The sequence below is a fragment of the Chryseobacterium sp. MIQD13 genome (genome assembly GCF_050496705.1).
Classification (GTDB): Bacteria; Bacteroidota; Bacteroidia; order Flavobacteriales; family Weeksellaceae; genus Chryseobacterium.
Genome location: NZ_JBNWAF010000002.1, coordinates 68,152 through 93,338 on the forward strand (window position 1 = coordinate 68,152; position 25,187 = coordinate 93,338).

Here is a 25,187-nt window from a genome sequence, read left to right on the forward strand (position 1 = left end):
ATTTTTACTCTACAACACATATGACTGATTTTCAGAAGATACTTCAGGAGTCCTTGATCTGGACGGAAGGACTTGCTGCCATAATATCCATTATTTACTATAACCGTGGTAATACAGACAGATATTGGAAGTATTTCTCTTTTTATCTTATTCTTATGTTTCTGTGTGAAGCAATAGGGAAATGGGGGCATATGCTTATTGAATATGACAAACCAAAGTTTTTCAATTACTTTGTAATTCCTATTGAGTTTCTTTTCTTTTACTGGCTCTATGCCGCCAAGTCATTGGGAAGACCGAAACTGTTCTATACCTTATCCCTATTATATATATTATCATTTTTACCCAGCGAGATATTCTTTACCACAAAAAAGATAATTTTCTCTTTCAACTATACATTTGGGTGTCTCATACTGATGGTATTGGTGATTATGGAATACTACAAACAGATTAATTCTGCTGAAATTTTAAACTTCAGCAAAAACAAAATGTTTTATATCAATTTAGGAGTTACCCTATTTTATATTGGAACACTTCCTTTTTGGACATTTTTCAGTCTTCTGGCTAAGTATAAGGAACTGTGGGATATGTATTTTAATTATTTTCTGGTAGCAGGAATTACTATGTATCTTTTATTTTCAATTTCATTCATATGGGGAAAACGGAGCTCATAATAACCATCATTCTCTTCAATATTTTCTTTGTATTGTTTGTAACTGCTGTAATGGTATACATCAGAAAATACAAGCAGCGCAAACGGGAATATATGAATGAAATTGAAGTAAAAAACGAAATCCATAAACGCGAACTTCTAGCCACACAGCTTGAGATCCAGCAGGCTACGATGCAGCAGATAGGACGCGAGCTTCATGACAATATCGGGCAGAAACTGACATTGGTAAGCCTTTATACCCAGCAGCTCCTTTACGAAAACAGAGTTCCCGAAGTGAGTGAAAGAATTGACCAGGTATCTCAAATCATCAATCAGTCGCTGCAGGATCTCAGAAGTCTCTCAAAAACACTGACAGACGATAATATAAATCAAAAGGAAATTGTAACTTTGATTCAGGAAGAGGTAGACAATACCAACACTTTTAAAAGGTGTCACGTAACTTTTGAACACAATTTCAAACAGCTGGATCTGGGATTTGTCCACAAAAATGTATTGCTCAGGATTACACAGGAATTTATTCAGAACAGTATTAAACATGCAAACTGTAAAAATATTTTCATTAAACTGAATACTTCTGAAAATATACTCTGGGAACTCAATCTTAAAGATGACGGTATTGGATTTGACAGTTCCAAAATAGAATCAAACGGCATAGGCCTGACCAATATGAAAAACAGGGCAGCAATCATAGGTGCCGATTTCAGTCTGGAAAGTCAGGAAAATACCGGAACCACACTCAACATTATTTTAAAGAAACAGCCATGAAAAAAACAATAGTGATTGTTGATGACCACGTACTTATCGCCAAAGCTCTGGAAGGAATCATTGACAATTTTAATGAATTTGAAGTTATTTACGTATGTGAAAACGGAAAAGACCTCATTCAGAAGTTTGAAGATAAAGGTCAGATTCCGGATATCGTCCTGTTAGACATCAGTATGCCGATTATGGATGGTTTTGAAACCGCAGCCTGGCTTACCCAGAATCATCCGGCCATTAAAGTGATGGCACTCAGTATGCAGGGTGACGACAACAGCGTTATTAAAATGATCAAAAACGGAGCAAAAGGATATCTGCTGAAAAATACACATCCAAAAGATTTGGAAAATGCATTGACAAAATTAAATTCAGATGGTTTTTTCTATCCGGAATGGGCATCAAAAATTATATTTTCCAACCTGAATAAAGATAAGGAAACGGAAAATACGGTAAGGATTTCCGATCGTGAAAGAGAGTTCCTGAAATACACTGTTACGGAGCTGAGTTATAAAGAAATTGCAGACAAAATGTGCTGCAGTCCGAGAACCGTAGAAAGTTACAGGGACCAGCTGTGTGATAAACTGGATCTTAAAACGCGGGTTGGACTGGCTGTTTTTGCTATTAAAAATGGTTTTGCAGGCTGATCAAAGCAATGAAATAAATTTAAAAATATAAATCAATTTAAATAATTCACTTAATTATTTTCAACAAAAATACTTTTAACAATAAAATATTTTAAACACACATTAGTGATATGATTAAAATTCAGACAAAATCAATAAAAAGTAAATAATATTCAATATTGATCGGCATTGAATGAAAATTATTCAAATATTTGTGAAAATATTTTGTGTATTAATTTTTTATAATATAAATTTGGAAACCAAACCATTTATAATATATTATGAAAAAACTATTATTCGGAGCTCTCGTTCTGGGCTTCATGTCGGCTTGTAACAGTGATAATATTTCCAACCAGGAGGAAATATCTCAGGACCTGGGCAACCTTACAACATCTCTTGCAGCATCAAAAAGAGCCTGCCCTTCTGATATCATAAGAGAAAAAACCCTTCAAAAAGATCCTGCGCTGAGAGCCAGATTCGAAGCCAATGAATTGCAGTCTGAAAAATTCTCAAGAGATCTTACAATGGGCAAAGTATTAGCAGACGGAACCGTTGAAATCCCTGTTGTTTTCAATGTGATCTACAACACTTCTACCCAGAACATTTCTGACGCAAGAATTGCAGAACAAATTGCAGTACTGAATGCAGACTACAGCGCTACAAACTCTGACGTAAATCAGATACCAGCAGCTTTCCAACCTTCTGCTGCCGGCAATGTTAAGATCAGTTTCAAACTGGTAGCAACCAACCGTAAACAGTATACAAAAACAGGCTGGAGATCTGATCTTGAAGAAATGAAAAAATCTACGACAGGCGGTATCAACGCTACTGATCCGACGAAAAACCTGAACATCTGGGTTGTTAACTCTATTCTTGATGAAAACAATCAGCCTGGAACCTTAGGATACGCTTATTACCCTGAGTCTGCAGGATTATGGTATGATGGTCTTGTTATAGGGTATCAGTATATTGGAAAAACAGGTGCTTCTGCTCCGTTTAATTTAGGAAGAACTGTTACCCATGAAGTAGGTCACTATTTGAACCTGCCTCACCTTTGGGGATCTTCCGATACAGGTTGCCAGACAGATTACTCTAATGACACCCCAACTTCTCCTGGACCTAACTTTGGAACTCCTGCTTATCCTTTAAACAGAGTTTGCGGAGGAGTAAGCCGTTCTCAAATGTTTATGAATTATATGGACTATGTAGATGATAAAGCTATGTTTATGTTCTCTGCCAATCAAAAGACAAGAATGCAGGCTGTAGTAGCCGCAGGTGGTCCTAGAGCCGGATTAAGATAAATACATATCGTAGTAATTTTAAATAAAAAGTGCCTGAATTTGTTGTTCAGGCACTTTGTTTTGGCATGATGGCTCTTTAATCAATTAATGACAGAACCATTTCAGAATTCAAAATTTGGCATAAGCTGCTTTACAATAATTAGACTTCAATACACGGAACAAAATATTTTTAATTTTTATCCGGATAGTCTCAGAATTAAAACACCTCAGCAGACACCCTTAAAAATAACTTAACAATAAATAAAAAAAATTAACTAAAATTCTGAAAAATTAAAATTACGTTAAAATAAAAAGAATAATTGCGCCATTTCTCAATCAAATACAATTAACAAAAACATACGATTTTATAAAATTACATATGAAATACATAACAATTTGAAATTAATTTTATAATATTTTCAACAAAATTTCAAAAAACATATTGCACAATAATTTTTAATAATATAAATTCACCATCTGAAATTATACAAAATAGAAACTTATGAAAAAACTATTGTTTGGAGCCATCATACTAGGCTTCATGTCTGCTTGTAACAGCGACAACATTTCAAATCAAAATGAAAACCCTGCAAAAGAGGATGCATCTTTAGCTGATATGTCAAAAAGAGGCTGCGCATCTGAAGATGTAAGACAGGAAGCATTAAAAAACAATGCGGAACTTAGACAGAAGTTTGTTGCATTAGAAGCAAATACTGAAAAATTCGCTAATGATTTAAAAGTGGGCAAGGTTCTTGCGGATGGCACTGTAGAAATACCGGTTATTGTAAATGTATTATATAAAACGGCTGCAGAAAATGTTTCTGACGCAAGAATTGCAGAACAAATTGCAGTACTGAATGCAGACTTTACAGGTACAAACACTGATGCAAATAAAATCCCTGCTGAATTCCAAACGGTAAGCGCCGGGGATACAAAAGTAAAATTCAGATTAGTAAATATTATCAGAAAAGCTACAACCAAGACAAGCTGGGCTACCAATGATGATATGAAGAAAGCTTCCAAGGGCGGGATTGACGCTACAAACCCTTCAAATTACTTAAACATCTGGGTTGTAAGCAAAATGACAAGCCAGGGGAGAACGATCCTTGGATATGCTACATTCCCTGAATCTGCCGGATTATGGAATGACGGTGTAGCTATTGCCGCTCCATACTTTGGAAAAACAGGAGCTGCTTCACCTTTTAACCTTGGAAGAACAGCAACACACGAAGTAGGACATTACCTGAACCTTAGACATATTTGGGGCGATGCAAATTGTGGAAATGATCAGGTTACAGATACTCCTACTCAGACAACTGCTAATTATGGAAAACCATCATATCCGTTATATAACACATGCAGTGGTGTTCAAAGATCTGTAATGTTCATGAACTATATGGATTATGTAGATGATGCAGCTATGTTCATGTTCTCTGCAGGACAAAAAGCAAGAGTTCAGGCAGTAGTAGCTTCTACAGGAGCAAGATCCGGATTAAGAGTATATTAATATTCAAATTAATTTCAATAAAAAAGCCTGAACTAGAAGTTCAGGCTTTTCTTTTATAATGACTTCGTATTATTTTCAGGAGTATAATCCATAAAAATATCCCCATCCAGAGTTACTGATTTTACTTTCTTTTTAATAGGAACTGTGAGATCTGCCTGCTTCTGGTCTTTCTCCCACAAGCTTGGTGAGAAATGAAGTTTTTCAACAGATCCATCCTCATAATTCAGCACCGCATCAAAAGGAATAGCAAATCCTCCTACATTGTCTATATTGACGGTAAGAAGATCATTAAGCTGTGAAACTCCGGTTATTTTTAAATCAATATAATTATTGGTATAAAACCAGTTTTGAAAGAACCAGTTCAGGTTTTTACCGGCCCCTGCATTCATCGAGTTAAAATAATCCCACGGAACAGGATGCTTTCCATTCCAGTTATCCATATAATGAAGAAGTGCTTTCTTAAACAGCTCATCCCCCAAATAATCTTTTAAGGCAAGATAAGACAGCGATGCTTTTACATAAGAATTATTTCCGTATCCTGCACCACTTACCTGCGTACTCATCGTAATAACGGGCTGATCCTGTTCAGCAGAGGCGTCATTGATCCATCTTTTAACACGGAAATTTTTATAAAATTCTTTAGCTGCAGCTTCACCATTTTCATCAGTCCCGATAAGGTACTCCAATGTGGTAGCCCAGCCTTCATCCATGAAAGCATAACGGGTCTCATTGATTCCCATGTAAAAAGGGAAATACGTATGTGCAATTTCATGATCCGCCGTAAGCCTTGCATCACGAAGATCATCAGGAATACTCGTATCATTAATCATCATCGGGTATTCCATATCTGCATATCCCTGAATAGCAGTCATTGCATTATAAGGATATTCCACACCCGGCCATTTCTTCGAAAACCAGTCCAGATTATAACGCATCCAGTCCACATAATGCTCAAAATCTTTAGCACCAGCTTTATATCCCGCCTGAACACTCGCTCTTTTTGTTTTCAGCTGAACACTTGCAGCATCCCAAACATAATGATTGCTTAATGCAAAACAGAAATCTGTGATATGACTAGCTTTAAACTTCCAGACATTCCATTTATTCTGCCTGGTTACTTTTCCTGTTTTCATTTCCTGCTCGGAAGCAATGTGAATTCCCTTATCGCTTCTAAGGGAAGTTTTATATCTTTTTAAATATTCAGGCTGAAGCACAGCATCAGGATTCAGAAAATCCCCGGTAGCCCATACTACAAAATTCTTTGGGGCAGAAATACTGAAATTATAATCATTAAAATCATTATAAAACTCCTGTCTGTCGGAATGCGGAAGCATATCCCAGCCGTTGTAATCATCATAAACAGAAATTCTCGGGAAAGAATAGGCTACATAAAAAGTTTCGGGATCTATCTGCCCTTCTCTCCCACTTTGTACGGAAAGAGGATATTCCCATTCTATCTTCACCTCAGCTTTGGCTCCGGCTTTAAGTGCTTTATTTAATTTCACTTTTTCTACCGTACTCCAGTCATCACTGTTTACAGTATACTTTTCACCGTTTACGGTGAAAGATTTAATATGAAGACCTGAGGACAGAAAATCTTTGGATACAAAACCGGATCTCGGAGACTGCGGTTTATGAAGATTGTTCACAAACCTTATAGCAAGTTCCTTAAGCTCATCCGGACTGTTATTACTGTATGTGATTGTTTCTTTTCCTGAAACTGTTTTGGATCCGGCATCCACTTTTACTTCAACATTATAAATTCCTTTATTCTGCCAGTAGTTTTTGCCTGGAGCTCCGGAAATATCCCGGGTTCCTTTTTCATAGGCTTTCTTAATATTTCTTGGCATATACAGCTCCTGTGCAGAAATCTGCTGCATCAAAACAGTCACAGCAAGAGCACAAAGAAATCGTTTCATATCTCTAATTTTTAAAAATAAGTATCAAAATTAGCGAAAATGTCACACCAATCGGCTATTTCTTTTATAATAATGTTTTATGAATATTAGTTTTTTATTTTCTCAGAAAGTAAAATGAAAGGCACAAGCTGAAAAACCTGCAATCCTATCACAATCTGTCCTGTTCTTCCGTCTTCTTAATTGTTTTAGCATTTTTCACAGACTGGTTTCCGAAATTGAATTTCAGAGAAAAGGTGAAGCCCTGTGTGTCTCCATAATCCAGAAAATAATTATCCTGATTGGCATACTTTGTACTTACCTTCTGCCCCATCGTCCTGAAAATATCATTAAAAATAAATGAAGCCTCCAGCTTTTTATCAAAGAATTTACGGTTCATTACAAAGTAAGCTGCCCATGCACCGGAAATTCTGAAAGTTCCCTGTATCCCCGGTGAATAATACTTGTGTCCAGCTTCAACTTTCCAGTCACTGCTTTTATCCAGCGTAATACTTGTTGAAACATTAGATACCCAGTTCCAGACTTTATTCTGATACAAAAGCCCGTCAATTCCTTTGAAATAATTTTCATTATGTTCCAAATTTTCAGAAAGAATCACAGTCCACCAAGGCTTGACCTGAAAATTCTTGTACAAACTCGCCCCAAAAGCCTGACCTTTCTCAATATTGGTAAAATAATAGATCAGGTGATTGGTACTGGGTTCCTGAAATGAAATTTCCATAGACGGATAAAGTTCTTTCCGGTAATACAAATCCAGATTCCAGCCTTTAAAGGAATAGGTAAGATTCAGATTATGAATAATGGTAGCTTTCAGTTTCGGATCTCCCTGATAATAGGAAAACAAATTATAATACGATTTCGCAGGATTCAGCCATGAGTAAGATGGTCTGCTGATTCTTTTCCCATAAGAAAACCCGAATTCATGCTTACTTTCTGTAGAATATTGTGCATAAAAAGTCGGGAAAAGATTCCAGTAATTATTTTTGTTGCGTTCATAAGGTTCAGAAACCACGCCTTCCAGATCCGTCATTTCCGCGCGGAGACCACCTTTAAAGTTCCATTTTCCAAGGTTGTAAGCTAATGAAGAATACACTGCAAAATTATGCTCTTTATAATCAAACATACTGCTTTTTTCAGGCCGGAATTGCAGGATTCCGTTTTCATTATCAGAAAAATCCAGCATGCTTTTTGTTTTTACAAAGCTGTATTTCACTCCGGATTCCACTTCCAGTTTTTTATCTTTCCACTGATAATCAGCCTGTGTGGAATACAGCTTAACATCTGCTTTATTTTGGGTAAGAAAATTATCCTCTCTGGGTGTTTCACCGGCAAAATTCAGATAAGTAAGCACATTCTGGTATTTATCCACATTGTTTCCGGTAAAATAACTGATCCATGAAAGACTGCTTTTCTTGTTCAGTTTCCGGTCTGCCTGAAAGCTTAAAGAATTGTTGATCGTCCGGGATTCATGGTCATTAATCGTTGTATAATCTGATTCAACAATATTCTGACTGTTGTAAATGAGCGTAGGTACATTGTAAGTTCCAAAAGACTTAGGACTGAAGTACCCGGAATAATTCAGACTCAGATTGGTAAGACTGTCAATTTCATATTCTGCATTGAAGTTTATGGTATTTTGTGCTTTATTTTTGTCTTTCCTGTTCATTGTGCTTACCCATCTGGTCTGATCTTCCTGATAATTTACATAATCCGTCCCCTCACGATAATACGTTCCAAAACCCCTGTAGTAGCTCCCCATCAGTGAGAATTTATCTTTTTTATAGTACTGGGAGATACCTACGACGCCCTTTGCATACTGAGTCTGAACATATTTTGATGAAACAATTCCACGATAGCCTTCTATTTTATTTTTCTTCATCACAATATTTAAAACCGCGCTGCCGGATGCTTCATATTTTGCAGGTGGATTGGTAATCACTTCAACAGATTTGATTTCGTCTCCTTGTGTATTTTCAAGAAAATTTTTAAGCTCATCCCCGGTCAGCATTACTTTTTTATCATTGATGGTTACAAGAATTCCCGTTCCGCCTTTAATGGCAATTACATCATTATTCATGGTCACACCTGGTGTTTTTTTCAATATTTCCCATGCATTGAGTGAGGAAACATTGCTATTTTCTACATTGAATTCCAGGCGGTCTACCTTTCTGGTGACTACAGGTTTCTGTTTTGTCATCACAACAGTTTCTATTTCCAGAGTCTTTTTTTTAAGAATAATTTTTAAAAATTCTCCATTCTTCTGCAAATCCACTGTTTTTTCAAGCGGAACATAATCTGTTTTATTTACCGTTATCTTTATAGTGTCTACGGAAACTTCCACACTGAAATAGCCGTCTGCATCAGTTTTCAAAGCCTTTATCAATTCATTTTTCAGATTATAAATCTTTATGTCTGCAGAGGGTATTTTTCCGTTCTCTGTATCCGTCACCGATCCTTTTACGATTTGAGTCTGAGCAGACAGCAATACCGGAAATAATAAAAAAAGAAATAATTTATACATAACTGTTTTTACAAAGCATGTAGGTCTATGCTTTCCGGGTCAAAATTCAGTATTTGAAAAGAGAATTTCGGTTAATGCAAGGTTAATGGTAGGTTAATGTCATTAAAGGGAAAGTCTAAAGCTTTATCTTTGTTTTGATGATATCCAAAAGCAAATATCTTATTGCACTTTTCGCGGCTCTGTTCCTGCTTCTGCTAGGAATACAGGCTTATTTCATGTACAAAACCTATCAGGTAAAAGAACGTGAAATCTACAGGACTGTTCATGAAGGTCTTACCCACTACACCGACAGACTGGAAGATCTGGGCGGCATAAAAAGCAGAACAGATGATTCTATCCAGAAAGTCCTGATCAACTATCACGACAAAAAGATAAGCAAAGAGGATTTTTTAGCTTATTTTGAGAAAAACAGAAAAGCCAATGAGAAATCTTTAAGCGATTACGTGGATTCCCGTTTTAAAAAAGAAGGCTATAAAATTGCTACAAAAACTGAATATCTTTCTATTGTATATATCCCCGACAGCACACAGCTGATTGATCAGCCCATCATACTGTACGAAACAAAAAATAAGGTTACAAATCCTAAAATTTCAAACACAGGCAACTGGGAAACCACTTCAAAATCTACATCTACAGACGGAAAACCCGGCAAAAACGACTCATTCATTGTAAAAAGCAACACAGGCTTTGAAATATTAAACATTAAAAGCATTGTATTTAAAGAGCTTTCCCTGCTTACAATCAGCTGTATTGCAATTCTTGCCAGTGTGCTTCTGATTTATATTTTCACTGTTAAAAATCTGGCGCAACAACAAAAGCAGGTAGAAGTTCTCCACACTGTTGTGGATAATATTTCCCATGAATTCAAAACACCGATTGCTACTTTAAAAATAGCCTCGAAAACCTTGAAAAAAGGATGGAATCCCGAAACTCTTCCACTGATCGACAGGCAGATCAACCGTCTTGAAAAATTAATGCTTCAGCTTCACAAAGATGAAACTTCTGTAGAGATCCTTTCAATACAGCCCGGCGACTGGAATTTTTTCGTACAGGATCTTTCCTTCACTTATCCTGAAACGGATTTTGAATTGAATAAAGAGGTTTCGGAAGAACTTCTTTTTGATAAAAACCTCATGGAAACCCTCATTAAAAACCTTTGTGAGAACAGTGTAAAGTATGGTGCATCTCAGGTAAAAGTAAATATTAATAACGGCTTTCAACATCTCAAAATAGAGATCAGTGACGATGGTTGTGGTATAGAGAAAAAAGAGCTTAACCATATTTTTGAAAAATTCTACAGAGTTCAGTCCGATAATATCCACAATACGAAAGGTCTGGGATTGGGGCTTTATTTTGTAAAAGAAATCGTAACGAAATATAAAGGTACAATAGACGTTTCCAGTCGTCCTAAAGCAGGAACAACTTTTAAAATATCTCTTCCTTATGAAAACTAAAATCCTTTTGGCAGAAGACGACCCGGATTTCGGAATGATCCTGAAACAATATCTAGAGCTGGAAGATTTTGAAGTGGCCTGGTTTCAGAATCCGGATGAAATCGTAAATCTTTTAAGCACAGATTTCCCTTTTCACATTGGTATCCTGGATATTATGATGCCTTCCATTGACGGTTTCTCTTTAGCTAAAATGATCTTAAAGGAGAAAAATAATTTTCCCCTGCTTTTCCTTACTGCCAAGAACCAGAAGATAGACCGTCTGATGGGCTTGAAGATTGGCGCAGATGATTATATCGCCAAACCTTGTGACCCGGAAGAGCTGGTTTTAAGAATTAAAAACATCCTCAAAAGAACCCAGCCCGCCTCTTCACCACAGATAAAAATCGGGGACTATTTTTTAGATTCGGAAAAACTTTTGCTTTCCCATCCTGAAGGAAATGTACGCCTTACAATACGGGAGCGGGAACTTCTTCTCTACCTTCTTCAATATAATGGTACGATGATTAAAAGGGATGATATTCTGGACAATCTCTGGGAAACCAATGACTATTTTACAGGAAGAAGCCTTGATGTTTTTATCAGCCGTCTGAGAAAATATTTCATGAATGATCCCAAAATAAAAATCCAATCCCTGAGAGGAATCGGATTTGAAGTTGAGTTTCCGGTAAACTGATCCGGAATTAATAAGAAAGCTCGGCCAATACCGGGAAATGATCTGACGGATACAGCAGGTTTTCTCTTCTGTCGTTGATATGTCTCTGGGATTTTATCCTGAATCCTTTTACGAAAATATAATCGATTCTGTCCTTAGGAATTTCATTAACGTTGAAAGCCGTAAAAGTTCCTTTCGGTCCGTAAGGCTTTGTTTCCGAATGATAAAAGCTGTCATTCAGATTCTTTGAAAGTATTTTTATAGGTTCCGAATCCTCCGTTAAATTAAAGTCACCGGTTAAAGTCACCGGAAGATTTTTAGGATTAAGCTCTGTGATTTTTTTCAAAATAAGTTCGGAAGATTTTACTCTTGCCACATTCCCGATATGGTCGAAGTGAAGATTCATTGCAAGGAATTCCTTTTTAGATTTTTTGTCCTTAAAAACAGCATAGGTACAGATCCTGTTAAGCGCTGCATCCCATCCTCTCGAAGGTTTCTCAGGTGTTTCCGAAAGCCAGAACGTTCCTGATCTGATCACCTGAAGCCTGCTTGTATCATAGAAAATGGCTGAAAATTCACCCTTTTCTTTTCCGTCATCTCTTCCCACTCCCACATAGTCATAATTTTTAAGACCTGTTTTGATATCTTTCATCTGTTCAGGAAGTGCTTCCTGAACTCCGAAATAATCAGGATGATAATAATTTAACAGATCTGCCACATCCTGTTTTCTTTCTGTCCATGCATTTTCTTTATCCGATGTAACCTGTAGCCTGATATTGAAGCTCATCACCTTAAGATCCTGTGAAAATCCCAAAACAAAAAACAGCAGGGATAAGATTGAAAATCTGAAATTCATAATCATATTTTTAAATTAGAATAACAAAAGTAAAATATCTTTATGAGAGAATCTGAAAGATTGGGCTATATTATCATTAATTAATTTAGGAAAAGATTGCTCTGGTTTACCAAATTAAAAAGCCCAAACTTCACAGAGTTCAGGCTTTTCAATCAATCTTATAGCTATATTTTATTCTTTGGTAAACTGATATTCCCTTCCGCCCTGTTTAAATACAACAGCCTTTTTATCCTTGCTGAATGCCAGTGTTATAGCAGCTTCTTCAAAAGTAAATTCATTATTACCGATATATTTTAAAGGAAATTCCTGCTGATTTCCTGCTTTAGCGTAAAGCTGTCCGTTTTTATCCAAAAAAGTCAGTTTGATTGGATCACTCTTAGTAACGTATGTTCCTGCAAAATCTTTTGTATTAATCTTGTCAACCGGCTTTGTATCTGCTGAAGGCCAGATATTATTTTTCGGATTAACATCAGGAACCATACCATCCGGATCCAGCATTACCTCATCAATTTCTTTGTTTGAGTTCAGTTTGAGAGGCCATTCCGTATTGCGTTTCCAAACCTCAACCGGGATCTTCACGATCTGTTTTGTCCCGTCTTTAAATTTCACCTGAACCGTCGTAGGCATCGGCAGCTGACCAATATTTTCAACCGTGACCAAAGCTCCGTTTTTAAAATCACCATTCGTGTATTTTACATCTTTTACAGCCTGGTCGATCTTCCATTTATTGATGAACCACCCTCTCCAGAACCAGTTCAGCTCTTCGCCGGATACATTTTCCATTGTGTGGAAGAAATCCCACGGTGTAGGATGTTTGAAAGCCCATCGGTCAATATAAGTTCTGAAAGCCTTATCAAATTTCTCAGGACCCAGAATGGATTCTCTCAAAATCTGCAGTCCTATTCCGGGTTTAAAGTAAGCCAGAACCCCAATGCTTCTTTCCTTCATATTATCCGGTCCTACCATGATGGGCTCTATATTATCATTCATCATAAAGCTTCCGCTTCTTGCAATGCTTTTCTTGCTGTAATATTCTCCGTTATTAAAAGCCTGTGTAGATAATTCGTTGATAAAGGTGTTGAAACCTTCGTCCATCCATGCAAACAGCCTTTCATTCGAACCTACGATCATCGGAAACCAGTTATGCCCGAATTCGTGATCCGTAACTCCCCAAAGATCTTCACCTGCTGAATCCATACTACAGAAAACAATTCCCGGGTATTCCATCCCGCCTTCGTTTCCTGCTACGTTGGTTGCTGCCGGATAGGTGTATTCATACCATTTCTGGGAATAATGCTCAATAGCCGCTTTTGTATATTCTGTAGATCTTCCCCATGCTTTTTCTCCTGCACTTTCCGCAGGGTAAGCTGATATTGCTATAGATTTTTTACCGCTCGGAAGATTTATTTTTGCGGCATCCAGAATAAATGCCGGTGATGAAGCCCATGCAAAGTCACGGGTCTGATCTATTTTAAATTTCCATGTTTTTGTTCCTGATACATTGTTTTTTCCAATTTCAGATTCCGGACGGATCATAACTGTTTTATCACTGCTTCTGGCCTGTTCCCAACGGCTGTTTTCTTCTTTGCTGTAAACTTCTTTATAATTCTGAAGTTCTCCTGACGCCACCACATAATGGTTGGAAGGCACTGTAATATTGGCATTAATATGACCGTATTCCAGATAAAATTCGGATGCCCCTACATAAGGAAGGGTATTCCAGCCCATGACATCATCATAGACGCACATTCTCGGATACCATTGGGCTATTGTAAATACTTTACCGTTTTTCGTCTTCTGAATTCCCATTCTGTCTGAACCATATTCAGGAGAAATAAAGGAGTATTCAATCTTGATCTTCGCAACGCCTCCTTTAGCTTTCAGTTCCTTAGGAAGATCAATCTGCATTCTGGTATCAGTAATTGTATACTTCACCTCTTTACCATCCAGTTTTACAGATTTAATTTTATAACCACCGTCCAGATCTTCGCCGTGAGCACCGTTTCTGCTTCCTGATGGAGGAACTACTGCATTTCCGCGGGAATCTTTTGCAAATAAATTCTGATCCAGCTGCAGCCATAGGAAGCCCAGTTGATCAGGACTGTTATTCGTATAGGTAATATCAGCTGTTCCCGTAATTTCATTTTTCGCTTCGTTAAGGCTTACATTCAGATCATAATCCGCTGAATTCTGCCAGTACGCATGTCCGGGCTGTCCGCTTGCAGAACGGGTTTCCGTACCTGTCTGGGGATAAAAGAAGGGCTTGAATGCTTCTACATAACTGTATTTCGGAGTCTCCTGTGCTAAAGCAGATCCCGAAAAAAGGAAGACTGCCGCAGCTGCAATAAGGCTTGGAAGTTTATAATTCATTTGGAATAATTTATAATTTCTATGATAAGTTATAAAAAATCCCGGAATCGTTACAAATCCGGGATCTTTTTATCAAATTTAATTTTAATTCGTTTTTTTTGCTTTGATCATAGCTTCCAGTGCATCCCACATTTCCTTTGGAATGTCCTCAAGCATGTTGAATTCTCCGGCTCCCTGAAGCCATTCGCCACCGTCTATGGTTACTACCTCACCATTCATATAAGCTGAATAATCTGAAACCAGATAAGCAGCAAGATTTGCAAGTTCCTGGTGTTCTCCTACTCTTCTCAAAGGAACCTTTTTCCTCATATCGAATTTTTCCTGAAGATCTCCAGGAAGCAATCGGTCCCATGCTCCTTTGGTAGGGAAAGGCCCTGGTGCAATCGCATTGAAACGGATACCATATTTTGCCCATTCAACAGCCAAAGATCTGGTCATCGCCAGAACACCTGCTTTTGCACATGCTGAAGGAACTACGTAAGCAGATCCTGTCCAGGCATAAGTGGTTACAATATTCAGAACAGTTCCCGGACTTTTGGAATCTATCCAGTGTTTTCCAATGGAAAGAGTACAGTTTTTTGTTCCTTTTAAAACAATATCCAAAATAGAATCAAAAGCTGAATGTGTTAATCTTTCCGTTGGTGAGATAAAGTTTCCGGCAGCATTGTTCAATAAGATATCAATTCTTCCGAATTCTTTCAATGTTGCTTCTTTCATAGCTTCCACCTCATCCCAGTTTCTCACATCACATGCAACACACAGAACTTTTCCTCCGGTTTCTTCTTCCAGTTCTTTTGCTGTTCCCTGTAATTTCTCCAGATTACGGGAAGTGATCACCACTTTTGCTCCCAGTTCCAGAAAGTATTTGGTCATCGCTTTTCCGAGACCGCTTCCTCCTCCCGTTACAATAGCTACTTTATCTTGTAATGCTCCTTCACGTAACATTGGCTGTGTATATAAATTCATATGATTTTATTTTTTCCTAAAAATACTAAATATTGAATTCATGCCATTTAAAATAATGGGATAAATAATAATGTTATAAATAGTTTTATTTAAACCCATATACAAAAGTGAAGTGAAAACAAGATACTTATTTTTTCACGCAAAGTCTGATTTTCATACCGTATATTATAGGCAAGCAAAGAAGAGATCAATATAATTGATCTGACTAAGCGAACGTTATATTCATATTACCGATATTTTCACTCAGTTCCAGGAAGGATTATAAAAAAGCAGCCCTGTAACGGATTACAAGGCTGCGATGTTTGTTATGATTTTATCGTCGTAAAATGATTATGAAACCACTATTCCTTTGAAAGAAAGAGTTTTAGGTGTTTTGCTTTCGCTGGTTGTCACATTTACCGTTTTCATAAATGGTCCTGTTGCTGCCGCATTATAGCTGGCTTCTACAAATCCTTTTTTCCCCGGAAGAATCGGAGTTTTAGTATAATCTGCTGTTGTACAACCGCATGACGGAGCTACGTTTTCAATAACAATCGGCTTTGAAGATGTATTGGTAAATTCGAATCTGATAAGCTTTGGTTTTCCCTGAGGAATATTTCCTACATCTATAGATTCTGATTTCCATTTAATGGCATCTGCAATCATTTTTACTACCGGATTGCTTTCAACAGGAAATACATTTGCATAAAATGGTGAGAAAGCCAAAACTGCTAAAAGAGCGGTGATTTTTAATTTTTTCATGAGTATAAATTTTAATAGTTAATAAAATATTAGGATACAATTATTATTTCTTGATGTAGCAAATGTAAAGCGGATGGCTGGTACAAGTTGTTAACCGCTATCAAACATTTGTTAACGAGTTGTTAATGATAAAAGATTAATAGATATTTTTGGATAATATTGTTTCAGAAATGAAGATCAAAAAACTCAATATCATTATAACGCTCGGGTTCATTGCTATTATAGGGATTTTAATAGCCCAGCTTCTCTGGACCCGCCAGGCGTATAATCTTGAGGATCAGAAATTCAATCAAAAAGTAAATATTGCTTTAATGGAAGTCGCGGAAAAATTATCCGGCGGAAAAACTTCCTTTACTGAAAATCCGGTACAGACGATTGCCAACGATTATTATGTAGTCAATATCAACAATGAATTTCATCCTGTAGTTCTGGAACATTATCTCAGAACAGAATTTACCCGTTTTCAGATCAATACGGATTATGTATACGCTTTATATAATTGCCATAGTGATAAAATGATGTATGGGAAATATATGTCTAAAAATCAGGAAGCCCCCAGTGATAAGGTTATTAATTTTCCAAAGCATAAAAACCTGATCTACTATTTTTCCATCCGCTTTCCTGACAAAACCAGCTATCTGATAAGCTCATTAAGATTTTGGTATGTCCTTACAGCAGCACTTATTATTATTCTACTGGTGTATGTTTATTCTATATATACAATTATTCAGCAGAAAAAGTTCTCGGAACTGCAGCGCGATTTCATCAATAATATGACACATGAGTTTAAAACTCCGTTATCCTCAATACTTTTGGCTTCCGAATCTCTCAGCAAGCAGGATATGGTACAGGAAAATCCCAAGCTGCAAACTTATACTTCCATTATTATCAATCAGAGCTACAAGCTGAATAATCATATTGAAAAAATACTGAATATTGCTAAAAATGATACTTCCGGACTGTCATTAAAACCTCAGAAGATTATACTGCTTCCGTTTATTCAGGAAATTGCAGACACCATACAGCAAAACAATGAAAATACGACCATCCATATAGAGGTAGAAAACAGCTTCTCCATAATGGCTGATGAATTTCACTTTACCAATATCATATATAATATTTTGGATAATTCTATAAAGTATTGTGAAACAACCCCACAAATTATAATTTCAGCGTATAAAGATTCAAAAGGCTTATATTTAAAGTTTAAAGACAACGGAATGGGAATTCCTGCTAAAAACATTCCTCATATTTTTGAAAAATTTTACAGGGTGAACACAAGAAAAAGTGAAGAGATCAACGGCTTTGGGCTGGGATTATTTTATGTGAAAAAAGTGGTTCAGCAGCACAACTGGAAAATTTCAGTTGAAAATAATGTAGACAAAGGAATTACCACAACACTTTTTTTCCCGTTCTAAATTAACAATGTATAAGTATGGAGAAATCTAAAATTTTATATGCAGAAGATGATAAAACAATAGCCTTTCTGATTCAGGACAGTCTGGAAAGCTATTATGACATCAACTGCTATCCGGATGGAAGATCTGCACTTGATGCATTTAACAGCCAGAGTTTTGATATTTGTCTGCTGGATATTATGATGCCTGAACTCAACGGATTTGAACTGGCACAACAGATCCGTGACAAAAACTCTGATATTCCCATTATTTTTATTTCTGCAAAAGCTTTGAAAGAAGACAGGATCAAAGGGCTGAAAATTGGCGCTGATGACTATCTTGTAAAACCGTTCAGTATAGAAGAATTAATACTTAAAATTGAAGTCTTCCTGAAACGCACAAAGAAGACGGATACCTCCCAACTCAAATACAAAGTCGGGAAATATGATTTTGATCCCAAGAATTATACCCTTCAGTGTATGGAAAGCAACGTTACCCTCACCCAAAGGGAATCTGAGCTGCTTTTATATTTTATCCGAAATAAGAATATGGTTTTAAAAAGACAGGATATTTTAAAGGCAATCTGGGGAGATGATGATTATTTTATGGGCCGGAGCCTGGATGTATTTATATCCAGACTGCGGAAAGTATTGGCTGATGAGCAGAATATTCTTATTGAAAATCTGCACGGAATAGGCTTCCGTTTTTCTGAAAAATAATAATACTGCACAAATTACATCTAAATTGAAGCAATAAATGGTTATTCTTTGATTTTTAATTAATTTTAACCTTTGAAAATCTGCTATTAATGAAAAATCACGGAACAACTGTTTTTCTATTCCTACTATTTTTTAGTTTACATTTTAAAGCTCAAAAATTTGAAAAATTAATCCAATACGTCAATCCGTTAATCGGGACGGAGAAAATGGGCCACACGTATCCCGGCGCAACAGTCCCTTTCGGAGCTGTACAGCTAAGCCCGGAAACTGATACAATTTCTTATGAACTTAACGGAAAATATAACGGGGAGGTTTATAAATACTGTGCAGGATACCGCTATGAAGATAAAACAATTGTAGGCTTCAGTTCAACGCACTTCAGCGGAACAGGGCATTCCGATCTGGGAGATTTTTTAATAATGCCAACCGTTGGAAAACTTCAACTGAATCCCGGAACAGCCTTACATCCTGAAAATGGATACAGAAGCAGGTTTTCTCACGACAATGAAAAAGCTGAAGCCGGATATTACAAAGTAAAGCTGGATGACCACAACATTCTGGCAGAACTGACAGCCTCAACAAGAACCGGCGTTCATCGGTATACTTTTCCAAAATCTGACCAGGCCCATATTATTTTAGATCTTACTGCGGGAATTTATAATTATGAAGGTAAAAATGTATGGACTTACGTACGGGTAGAAAATGACGGTACAGTGACAGGTTATCGCCAAACGAACGGTTGGGCCAGAACGAGAACTGTTTATTTTGCCATGAAATTTTCAAAATCTTTTAAATCATACGGCCAGCAAAATTTTGACGGACCTCAGGTTTATAAAGGATTCTGGAGAAAATTTGACCAGACTAAAAATTTCCCGGAGATCGCAGGCAAAAATCTGAAAATGTATTTTGATTTTGATACCCAGGAAAATGAAGCTGTAGAAGTAAAGCTGGCTATTTCCCCCGTAAGCCAGACCAACGCCTTGGAAAATCTTGAAAAAGAAACCGGAAACCTATCTTTTGACCAGGTAAAAGCAAAAGCCCAGGAAAACTGGAATAAAGAGCTGAATAAAATTGTCATTAAAGGCTCTGAAACAGAAAAAACGAATTTTTATACGGCAATGTATCATACTTTCATCAGCCCTACCACTTATATGGATATCAATGGTGAATATAAAGGACTTGATCAGAACGTTCACAAAGCAGAAGGTTTTACCAATTATACAACATTCTCCATCTGGGATACTTACCGTGCCCTTCATCCTTTCTTTAATATCATCCAGCCAAAACGGAATAACGATATGGTGAAATCGATGATGGCACATTATAATCAGTTTTCTATGAAAATGCTTCCGATATGGTCACATTATGCCAATGATAACTGGTGTATGAGCGGTTATCACAGTGTAAGTGTAGCTGCCGATGCCGTTATTAAAGGAAATTACAATGGCGATCCGAAGGAAGTTTTAAAAGCATGTATCGCAACAGCCAACAAAAGAGATTATGAAGGCATCGGGTACTATATTGATATGGGCTATATTCCGGCAGAAAAAAACGGAACTTCGGTTTCCAATACTTTGGAATATGCTTATGACGACTGGGCGATTGCCCAATTGGCGAAACACTTAGGCGAAAAAGAAATTTACAATCAGTTCATCAAACGTTCCGAAAACTGGAAAAACAATTTTGACCCGAAAGAAGGATTTATGCGTCCCCGTTTGGCAGATGGCAGCTTCAAAAAAGATTTTGATGTACTGAGCACTCACGGGCAGGGTTTCATTGAAGGAAATTCCTGGAACTACAGCTTTTTTGTTCCTCAAAATCCCGACGAACTGATGAAAATGATGGGTGGAAAGAAAAAATTCGCCTCAAAACTGGACGAACTGTTCACCATGCATCTTCCTGATGAGTTTTTTGCAGATACAGAAGATATTACCCGTGAAGGAATTATCGGCGGATATGTTCACGGAAATGAACCGGCTCACCATGTTGCATATTTTTACAATTGGGCAGAACAGCCATGGAAAACCCAGGCTCAGATCAGACGTATCCTTGAAATGCAGTATAAAGCCACACCAGACGGATTAGGTGGAAATGATGATGCAGGACAGATGAGTGCATGGTATATTTTAAGCTCACTTGGCTTTTATCCGGTAGCACCGGGATCTGAAGATTATGCCATTGGAAGTCCAGCCGTAGATCATGCAGTTTTAAACCTGGAGAATGGCAAAACCTTTGAAATCGAAGCGGTGAATCAAAGCCCGAAAAATGTGTATGTTGAGAAGATTCTTCTGAATGGTAAAGAGGTTAAAAATTTTACTTTAAAGCATTCAGAGATTGTGGCTGGCGGAAAACTTACATTTTATATGAGTGCTAAGGCAAAAAAATAAGGTCTTTCTTTAGCCATAAAAGATTTGGAACACTTTAGTCTTTCTGAAAATCTCTGATTTTCATGATGACAAAAATTCGTGGGATCAGAATTCCCCTCCTTTGGAGGGGTGGCGAAAATTCAAAGAATTTTTGACGGGGTGGTTTTTCATCCCTACAATCAAAAAACACTTATAAAAACAAAAGGGCAAACATGCATTAACATATTCGCCCTTTTATCTTTTACAATTTAGCTTTAAGCTTTATTATTCCACTTCAAAAAGAAGTCTCTCTCCAAATTTCCCTTCTGCAACCTTACCATTATCATAAACAAGATGTCCATTTACAAAAGTCTGGGTCACTTCAGAGTGTAAGTTCATTCCTTCCAAAGGACTCCATCCGCATTTATAGAGAATATTGTCTTTAGCTACAGTCCAGTCTGCACTCAGATCAACTAAAACAAGATCTGCCTTATACCCTTCTCGTACAAAGCCTCTTTTCTCAATTCTGAAAAGTATAGCCGGATTATGGCTCATCTTTTCAACGATCTTTTCCAGAGAAATTTTCCCTGTTTTATAGTTTTCCAGCATCACAGGTAATGAATGCTGTACCAAAGGAGCACCGGAAGGACATTTTGTGTATACATTCTGCTTTTCTTCTGCAGTGTGCGGCGCATGATCTGTAGCAACTACATCAATCCTGTCGTCCAGAAGTGCTTCCCAAAGTGCATCTTTATCTTTTTGGGTTTTTACAGCAGGATTCCATTTGATCAGGGAACCTTTGGCTTCGTAATCGTCATTGGTAAATGTTAAATGGTGAACACATACTTCTGCCGTAATTTTTTTATCTTTTAGTGGAATATCATTTCTGAACAGCTCCATTTCTTTAGCTGTTGAAAGATGGAAAACATGAAGTCTTGCTCCTGTCTTTTCTGCCAGTTCAATTGCTTTTGAAGAGGATTTATAACATGCCTCCTCGCTTCTGATCAGGTGATGGAATTTTACAGGAATATCTTCACCGTATTCATCAATATACTTTTGGGTATTCGCTCTGATTGTTGCTTCATCTTCACAGTGAACAGCAATCAGCATTTTTGTGCTGCTGAAAATATTTTCCAGAGTTTCAGGATTGTCAACCAACATATTTCCGGTAGAAGAACCTAAGAATAGTTTAATTCCCGGAACATTTCTAGGATTCGTTTTTAAAACTTCCTCCAAATTATCATTTGTCCCTCCCATCATAAAACCGTAGTTGGCATATGCTTTCTGAGAACCAATCTCATATTTATCAGCTAATAATTCCTGTGTAACTGCATTCGGAACCGTATTCGGCTGATCGATAAAACTCGTCACTCCTCCCGCAATGGCTGCTCTTGATTCACTTTCAATATCTCCTTTATGGGTAAGTCCGGGATCTCTGAAATGTACCTGATCATCTATTACACCCGGCAGAAGATATTTTCCGGAACCATCAATAATCTGGTCTGCTTCTTCAGAAATATGGGAATCTATTTTGGAAATCAGGTCATCTTCTATTAGGACATCGCTTTCGAAGATCTTTCCTTCATTAACGATTTTTACATTTTTGATTAGGGTCTTCATTTTACTTTTTATAGAAATTAGAGGTTAGATATTAGAAGCTAGAAAGTTGAACTATACTATAAGTGACAAACCACTAACTTCTAGTTTCTAATATCTAACTTCTATAATCAACAAAATTAAGGTTTATGAATGAATTTTAATGTCGCGAATTATAAATCAATTTCTAAATATTTACATTTGCATAAAATTTCACACATTGAAAAAACTTCTGAACGAGACTATTATATATGGAATTGGGGCGATTATGCCAAGAGTTATTCTGTTCATTCTTAATCCTTTATATATTAATCAAATTGACAATAAGGATTTTGCCATATTCTCCAACCTGTATGCATTAATTTCCTTTGTGAATATTATGCTGTCTTTCGGTTTTGAAACTGCATTTTTCCGTTTTTCGGCGGATAAGGATAATGAAAAGAAGACTTTCAATACTTCGTTCTGGTTTTTATTCGGATTATCAACGCTTTTCCTTTTAGGTTTATTGATTTTCAGCCAGCCGGTTGCAGATCAGCTCGGATATTCAGCCAATCCTGAATATATAAGATGGTTCGCATGGATTGCATTTTTCGATAATCTCTGCGTAATTCCTTTTGCATGGCTCAGATACAATAACAAACCAATAAAATATTCTTTGGTAAGGGTTTTACAGTCCCTTTTTCAAACTGTAATAACCGTTGCTTTATTCCTGTATATTCCTCTCAGCATGTCTCAGGGGTTTGGATTGAAAGAAAAAGTTTCATTCCCTTTTTACAGTAATCTTGCCGCAAGTTTCTTAGGTTTTCTGCTGTTGCTTCCTGTTGTTTTTAAGGTAAGGTTTCAGTTTTCAACAGACCTGTTTAAAAACATGATCAAGTATTCCTGGCCTGTAATGATTGCGGGAATGGCATTTATGGTTAATGAAAATTTTGATAAAGCTATACAAATCTATCATATTCCTAATGAAGATGCCGGAGCCTATGGCGGATGCTACAAACTCGCTGTTTTAATGACATTATTCGTGACTGCTTACAGAATGGGAATTGAGCCGTTCTTTTTCAAGCAAATGAGTAATACCAATGCTAAAAATACCTATGCCAAAGTAACAGAGTATTTTACATTCTTCGCTTCAACGGTTGCTATGGGAATTATTGCCAATATCTCCTGGCTGAAACAGATTCTTATTCCTAACAGCAGCTACTGGACAGCCATTGACATTATTCCGATTATTGTTATTGCCAATCTCTGCTTTGGAATTTATTATAACTTTTCCACTTGGTATAAAGTAACGGACCGAACCAAAGTGGGAACTGTGATTTCCTGGTTAGGGGCAGCGCTTACTATTATTTTGAATTTATTATTCCTTACCAAATACGGCTTTATGGTTTCTGCGTGGGTAACATTTATTGCTTATTTTGTAATGATGATCACTTCTTATTTATTAGGTCAGAAATATTACCCTATTCCTTACCGCATTAAAAAAATGACATTATTTCTGGGGCTTCTGATGCTGTTCAGCTTTATTATTGTGTATTTTTTCAATTACAATTTCTGGATAGGAAATCTTTTATTTGTCATTTATGCAGGCGTCTTATTTTATTCAGAGAAAGACATGTTATTGTCAAGGATCAGAAAAAATTAATTATGGCCTCTAATTTGATGCTATTGAATTCTTAAAAAAAAAATTAAACATTGGTTTATAAGGATGATAAATATTATGATAAACATTGATTTTAATTATTACCTTTAACCTAATCAAAATAAAAAACTAACAAATAAAACATTGTCATATAGTCTATGAAAATAATTGTTCCTATGGCTGGACGTGGTTCCAGATTACGTCCACATACTCTGACAGTTCCAAAACCTCTTATTCCTATTGCAGGAAAACCCATCGTACAGAGACTGGTAGAAGATATTGCTAAAGTAGCAGGTGAAAAAATTGAAGAAGTAGCATTTATCATTGGAGATTTCGGACCGGAGATTGAAAAATCTCTGCTTCAGATAGCCGAGAAACTGGGAGCAAAAGGCAGTATATACTACCAGAATGATCCTCTTGGAACAGCACACGCCATTAAATGTGCCGAAGACTCCATGCAGGGAGATGTGGTAATTGCTTTTGCAGATACACTTTTCCGTGCAGATTTCCAGTTGGATAAAAATTCTGACGGAGTGATCTGGGTGAAAAGTGTAGAAGATCCGTCTGCTTTCGGAGTGGTAAAACTGGACAACTATGGATTCATAACAGATTTCGTTGAGAAACCTCAGACTTTCGTTTCAGATCTTGCCATCATCGGTATTTATTACTTCAACAGTGCTGAAAAACTGATGAACGAGATCAATTATATTATGGATAATAATATTAAAAACGGTGGGGAATATCAGCTGACTACAGCATTGGAAAACCTTAGAGCAAAAGGAGCAAAATTCACTTTAGGAAAAGTGAATGACTGGATGGACTGCGGAAATAAAAATGCTACCGTAGAAACCAACAGCAAAATCCTTGAATATGAAAGAGAAGAAATGCTGAATTATCCAGCATCAGCAGTTATTGAGAATTCATTGATTATCCAGCCGTGCTTCATTGGTGAAAATGTAAAAATCTCCAATTCTAAAATAGGCCCGGGAGTTTCATTAGGAAATAACACGGTTATTGTCAATTCCAATATTGAAAACTCTTTGATCCAGGAAAATACAAGAATCAATCACGGAAACCTTTCCAACTCAATGATCGGAAATTCTGCTCAGTATTTTGGAGTTTCCAGGGAGATTTCTTTAGGTGATTATTCGGTTTTAGATTTTTTATCTAAATAAG

At 36.8% G+C, this 25,187-nt stretch carries 19 protein-coding genes; 12 read left to right on the forward strand and 7 right to left on the reverse strand.

What is annotated here, in order from left to right:
• Nucleotides 1-20: 20 nt before the first annotated feature.
• From ACQWU4_RS07420 to ACQWU4_RS07440, 5 genes are all read left to right on the forward strand, one after another.
• The gene (locus tag ACQWU4_RS07420) at nt 21-671 is read left to right on the forward strand and encodes a hypothetical protein (protein WP_429935150.1); all 651 of its coding nucleotides are present in this window, start codon (nt 21-23) and stop codon (nt 669-671) included.
• A complete protein-coding gene (locus ACQWU4_RS07425) occupies nt 650-1,435 on the forward strand; it encodes a sensor histidine kinase (protein ID WP_429935151.1) in 786 nt (261 codons plus the stop codon). The genes ACQWU4_RS07420 and ACQWU4_RS07425 overlap by 22 nt, the downstream gene beginning before the upstream one ends.
• Nucleotides 1,432-2,073, forward strand: coding sequence for a response regulator (locus ACQWU4_RS07430; RefSeq protein WP_429935152.1), 642 nt, complete (start codon nt 1,432-1,434; stop codon nt 2,071-2,073). The genes ACQWU4_RS07425 and ACQWU4_RS07430 overlap by 4 nt, the downstream gene beginning before the upstream one ends.
• 260 nt (nt 2,074-2,333) lie before the next feature.
• Nucleotides 2,334-3,353: a zinc metalloprotease gene (locus ACQWU4_RS07435; RefSeq protein ID WP_429935153.1), complete on the forward strand. Its 1,020-nt coding sequence runs from the start codon at nt 2,334-2,336 to the stop codon at nt 3,351-3,353.
• A gap of 481 nt (nt 3,354-3,834) precedes the next feature.
• Nucleotides 3,835-4,839, forward strand: a complete 1,005-nt coding sequence (locus tag ACQWU4_RS07440) for a zinc metalloprotease (RefSeq protein WP_429935154.1) — start codon at nt 3,835-3,837, stop codon at nt 4,837-4,839.
• A gap of 53 nt (nt 4,840-4,892) precedes the next feature.
• Here the strand turns inward: ACQWU4_RS07440 and ACQWU4_RS07445 are convergent, their stop codons facing one another.
• Nucleotides 4,893-6,758: a M1 family metallopeptidase gene (locus tag ACQWU4_RS07445; protein ID WP_429935155.1), complete on the reverse strand. Its 1,866-nt coding sequence runs from the start codon at nt 6,756-6,758 to the stop codon at nt 4,893-4,895.
• 148 nt (nt 6,759-6,906) lie between these two features.
• Nucleotides 6,907-9,276: an outer membrane beta-barrel protein gene (locus ACQWU4_RS07450; RefSeq protein ID WP_429935156.1), complete on the reverse strand. Its 2,370-nt coding sequence runs from the start codon at nt 9,274-9,276 to the stop codon at nt 6,907-6,909.
• 137 nt (nt 9,277-9,413) lie between these two features.
• Here ACQWU4_RS07450 and ACQWU4_RS07455 point away from each other — a divergent pair, with 137 nt between their 5' ends.
• Nucleotides 9,414-10,730: a sensor histidine kinase gene (locus tag ACQWU4_RS07455; protein ID WP_429935157.1), complete on the forward strand. Its 1,317-nt coding sequence runs from the start codon at nt 9,414-9,416 to the stop codon at nt 10,728-10,730.
• Nucleotides 10,720-11,403 carry a response regulator transcription factor gene (locus ACQWU4_RS07460; protein ID WP_429935158.1) on the forward strand — a complete coding sequence of 228 codons (684 nt, stop codon included), beginning with the start codon at nt 10,720-10,722 and terminating at the stop codon, nt 11,401-11,403. The genes ACQWU4_RS07455 and ACQWU4_RS07460 overlap by 11 nt, the downstream gene beginning before the upstream one ends.
• 7 nt (nt 11,404-11,410) lie before the next feature.
• On the opposite strand, the gene ACQWU4_RS07465 is transcribed toward ACQWU4_RS07460, so the two are convergent.
• The 4 genes from ACQWU4_RS07465 to ACQWU4_RS07480 form a co-directional block, all read right to left on the reverse strand.
• Entirely contained in the window at nt 11,411-12,238 is an 828-nt protein-coding gene (locus tag ACQWU4_RS07465) for an endonuclease/exonuclease/phosphatase family protein (RefSeq protein WP_429935159.1), read from the reverse strand.
• Nucleotides 12,239-12,409: 171 nt separating this feature from the next.
• Nucleotides 12,410-14,608, reverse strand: coding sequence for a M1 family metallopeptidase (locus ACQWU4_RS07470; protein ID WP_429935160.1), 2,199 nt, complete (start codon nt 14,606-14,608; stop codon nt 12,410-12,412).
• A gap of 84 nt (nt 14,609-14,692) precedes the next feature.
• Nucleotides 14,693-15,574: an SDR family oxidoreductase gene (locus ACQWU4_RS07475; RefSeq protein ID WP_034725829.1), complete on the reverse strand. Its 882-nt coding sequence runs from the start codon at nt 15,572-15,574 to the stop codon at nt 14,693-14,695.
• Between the two features lie 330 nt (nt 15,575-15,904).
• A complete protein-coding gene (locus tag ACQWU4_RS07480) occupies nt 15,905-16,315 on the reverse strand; it encodes a DUF1573 domain-containing protein (protein WP_429935161.1) in 411 nt (136 codons plus the stop codon).
• A gap of 170 nt (nt 16,316-16,485) precedes the next feature.
• Here ACQWU4_RS07480 and ACQWU4_RS07485 point away from each other — a divergent pair, with 170 nt between their 5' ends.
• The 3 genes from ACQWU4_RS07485 to ACQWU4_RS07495 all read left to right on the forward strand — a co-directional run bounded on the left by ACQWU4_RS07485 (nt 16,486) and on the right by ACQWU4_RS07495 (nt 20,818).
• Nucleotides 16,486-17,733: a sensor histidine kinase gene (locus ACQWU4_RS07485; RefSeq protein WP_429935162.1), complete on the forward strand. Its 1,248-nt coding sequence runs from the start codon at nt 16,486-16,488 to the stop codon at nt 17,731-17,733.
• A 17-nt stretch (nt 17,734-17,750) separates the two neighbouring features.
• Nucleotides 17,751-18,431, forward strand: coding sequence for a response regulator transcription factor (locus ACQWU4_RS07490; protein WP_429935163.1), 681 nt, complete (start codon nt 17,751-17,753; stop codon nt 18,429-18,431).
• An 89-nt stretch (nt 18,432-18,520) separates the two neighbouring features.
• On the forward strand, nt 18,521-20,818 hold the full coding sequence (locus ACQWU4_RS07495; protein WP_429935164.1) for a GH92 family glycosyl hydrolase: 2,298 nt from the start codon (nt 18,521-18,523) through the stop codon (nt 20,816-20,818).
• Between the two features lie 243 nt (nt 20,819-21,061).
• Here the strand turns inward: ACQWU4_RS07495 and ACQWU4_RS07500 are convergent, their stop codons facing one another.
• Entirely contained in the window at nt 21,062-22,396 is a 1,335-nt protein-coding gene (locus ACQWU4_RS07500) for a dihydroorotase (protein ID WP_429935165.1), read from the reverse strand.
• Between the two features lie 196 nt (nt 22,397-22,592).
• On the opposite strand from ACQWU4_RS07500, the gene ACQWU4_RS07505 reads away from it, so the two are divergent.
• Both ACQWU4_RS07505 and ACQWU4_RS07510 read left to right on the forward strand, forming a co-directional pair.
• A complete protein-coding gene (locus ACQWU4_RS07505) occupies nt 22,593-24,014 on the forward strand; it encodes an oligosaccharide flippase family protein (protein WP_429935166.1) in 1,422 nt (473 codons plus the stop codon).
• Between the two features lie 155 nt (nt 24,015-24,169).
• On the forward strand, nt 24,170-25,186 hold the full coding sequence (locus tag ACQWU4_RS07510; protein WP_429935167.1) for a sugar phosphate nucleotidyltransferase: 1,017 nt from the start codon (nt 24,170-24,172) through the stop codon (nt 25,184-25,186).
• The last annotated feature ends 1 nt before the right edge of the window (nt 25,187 follow it).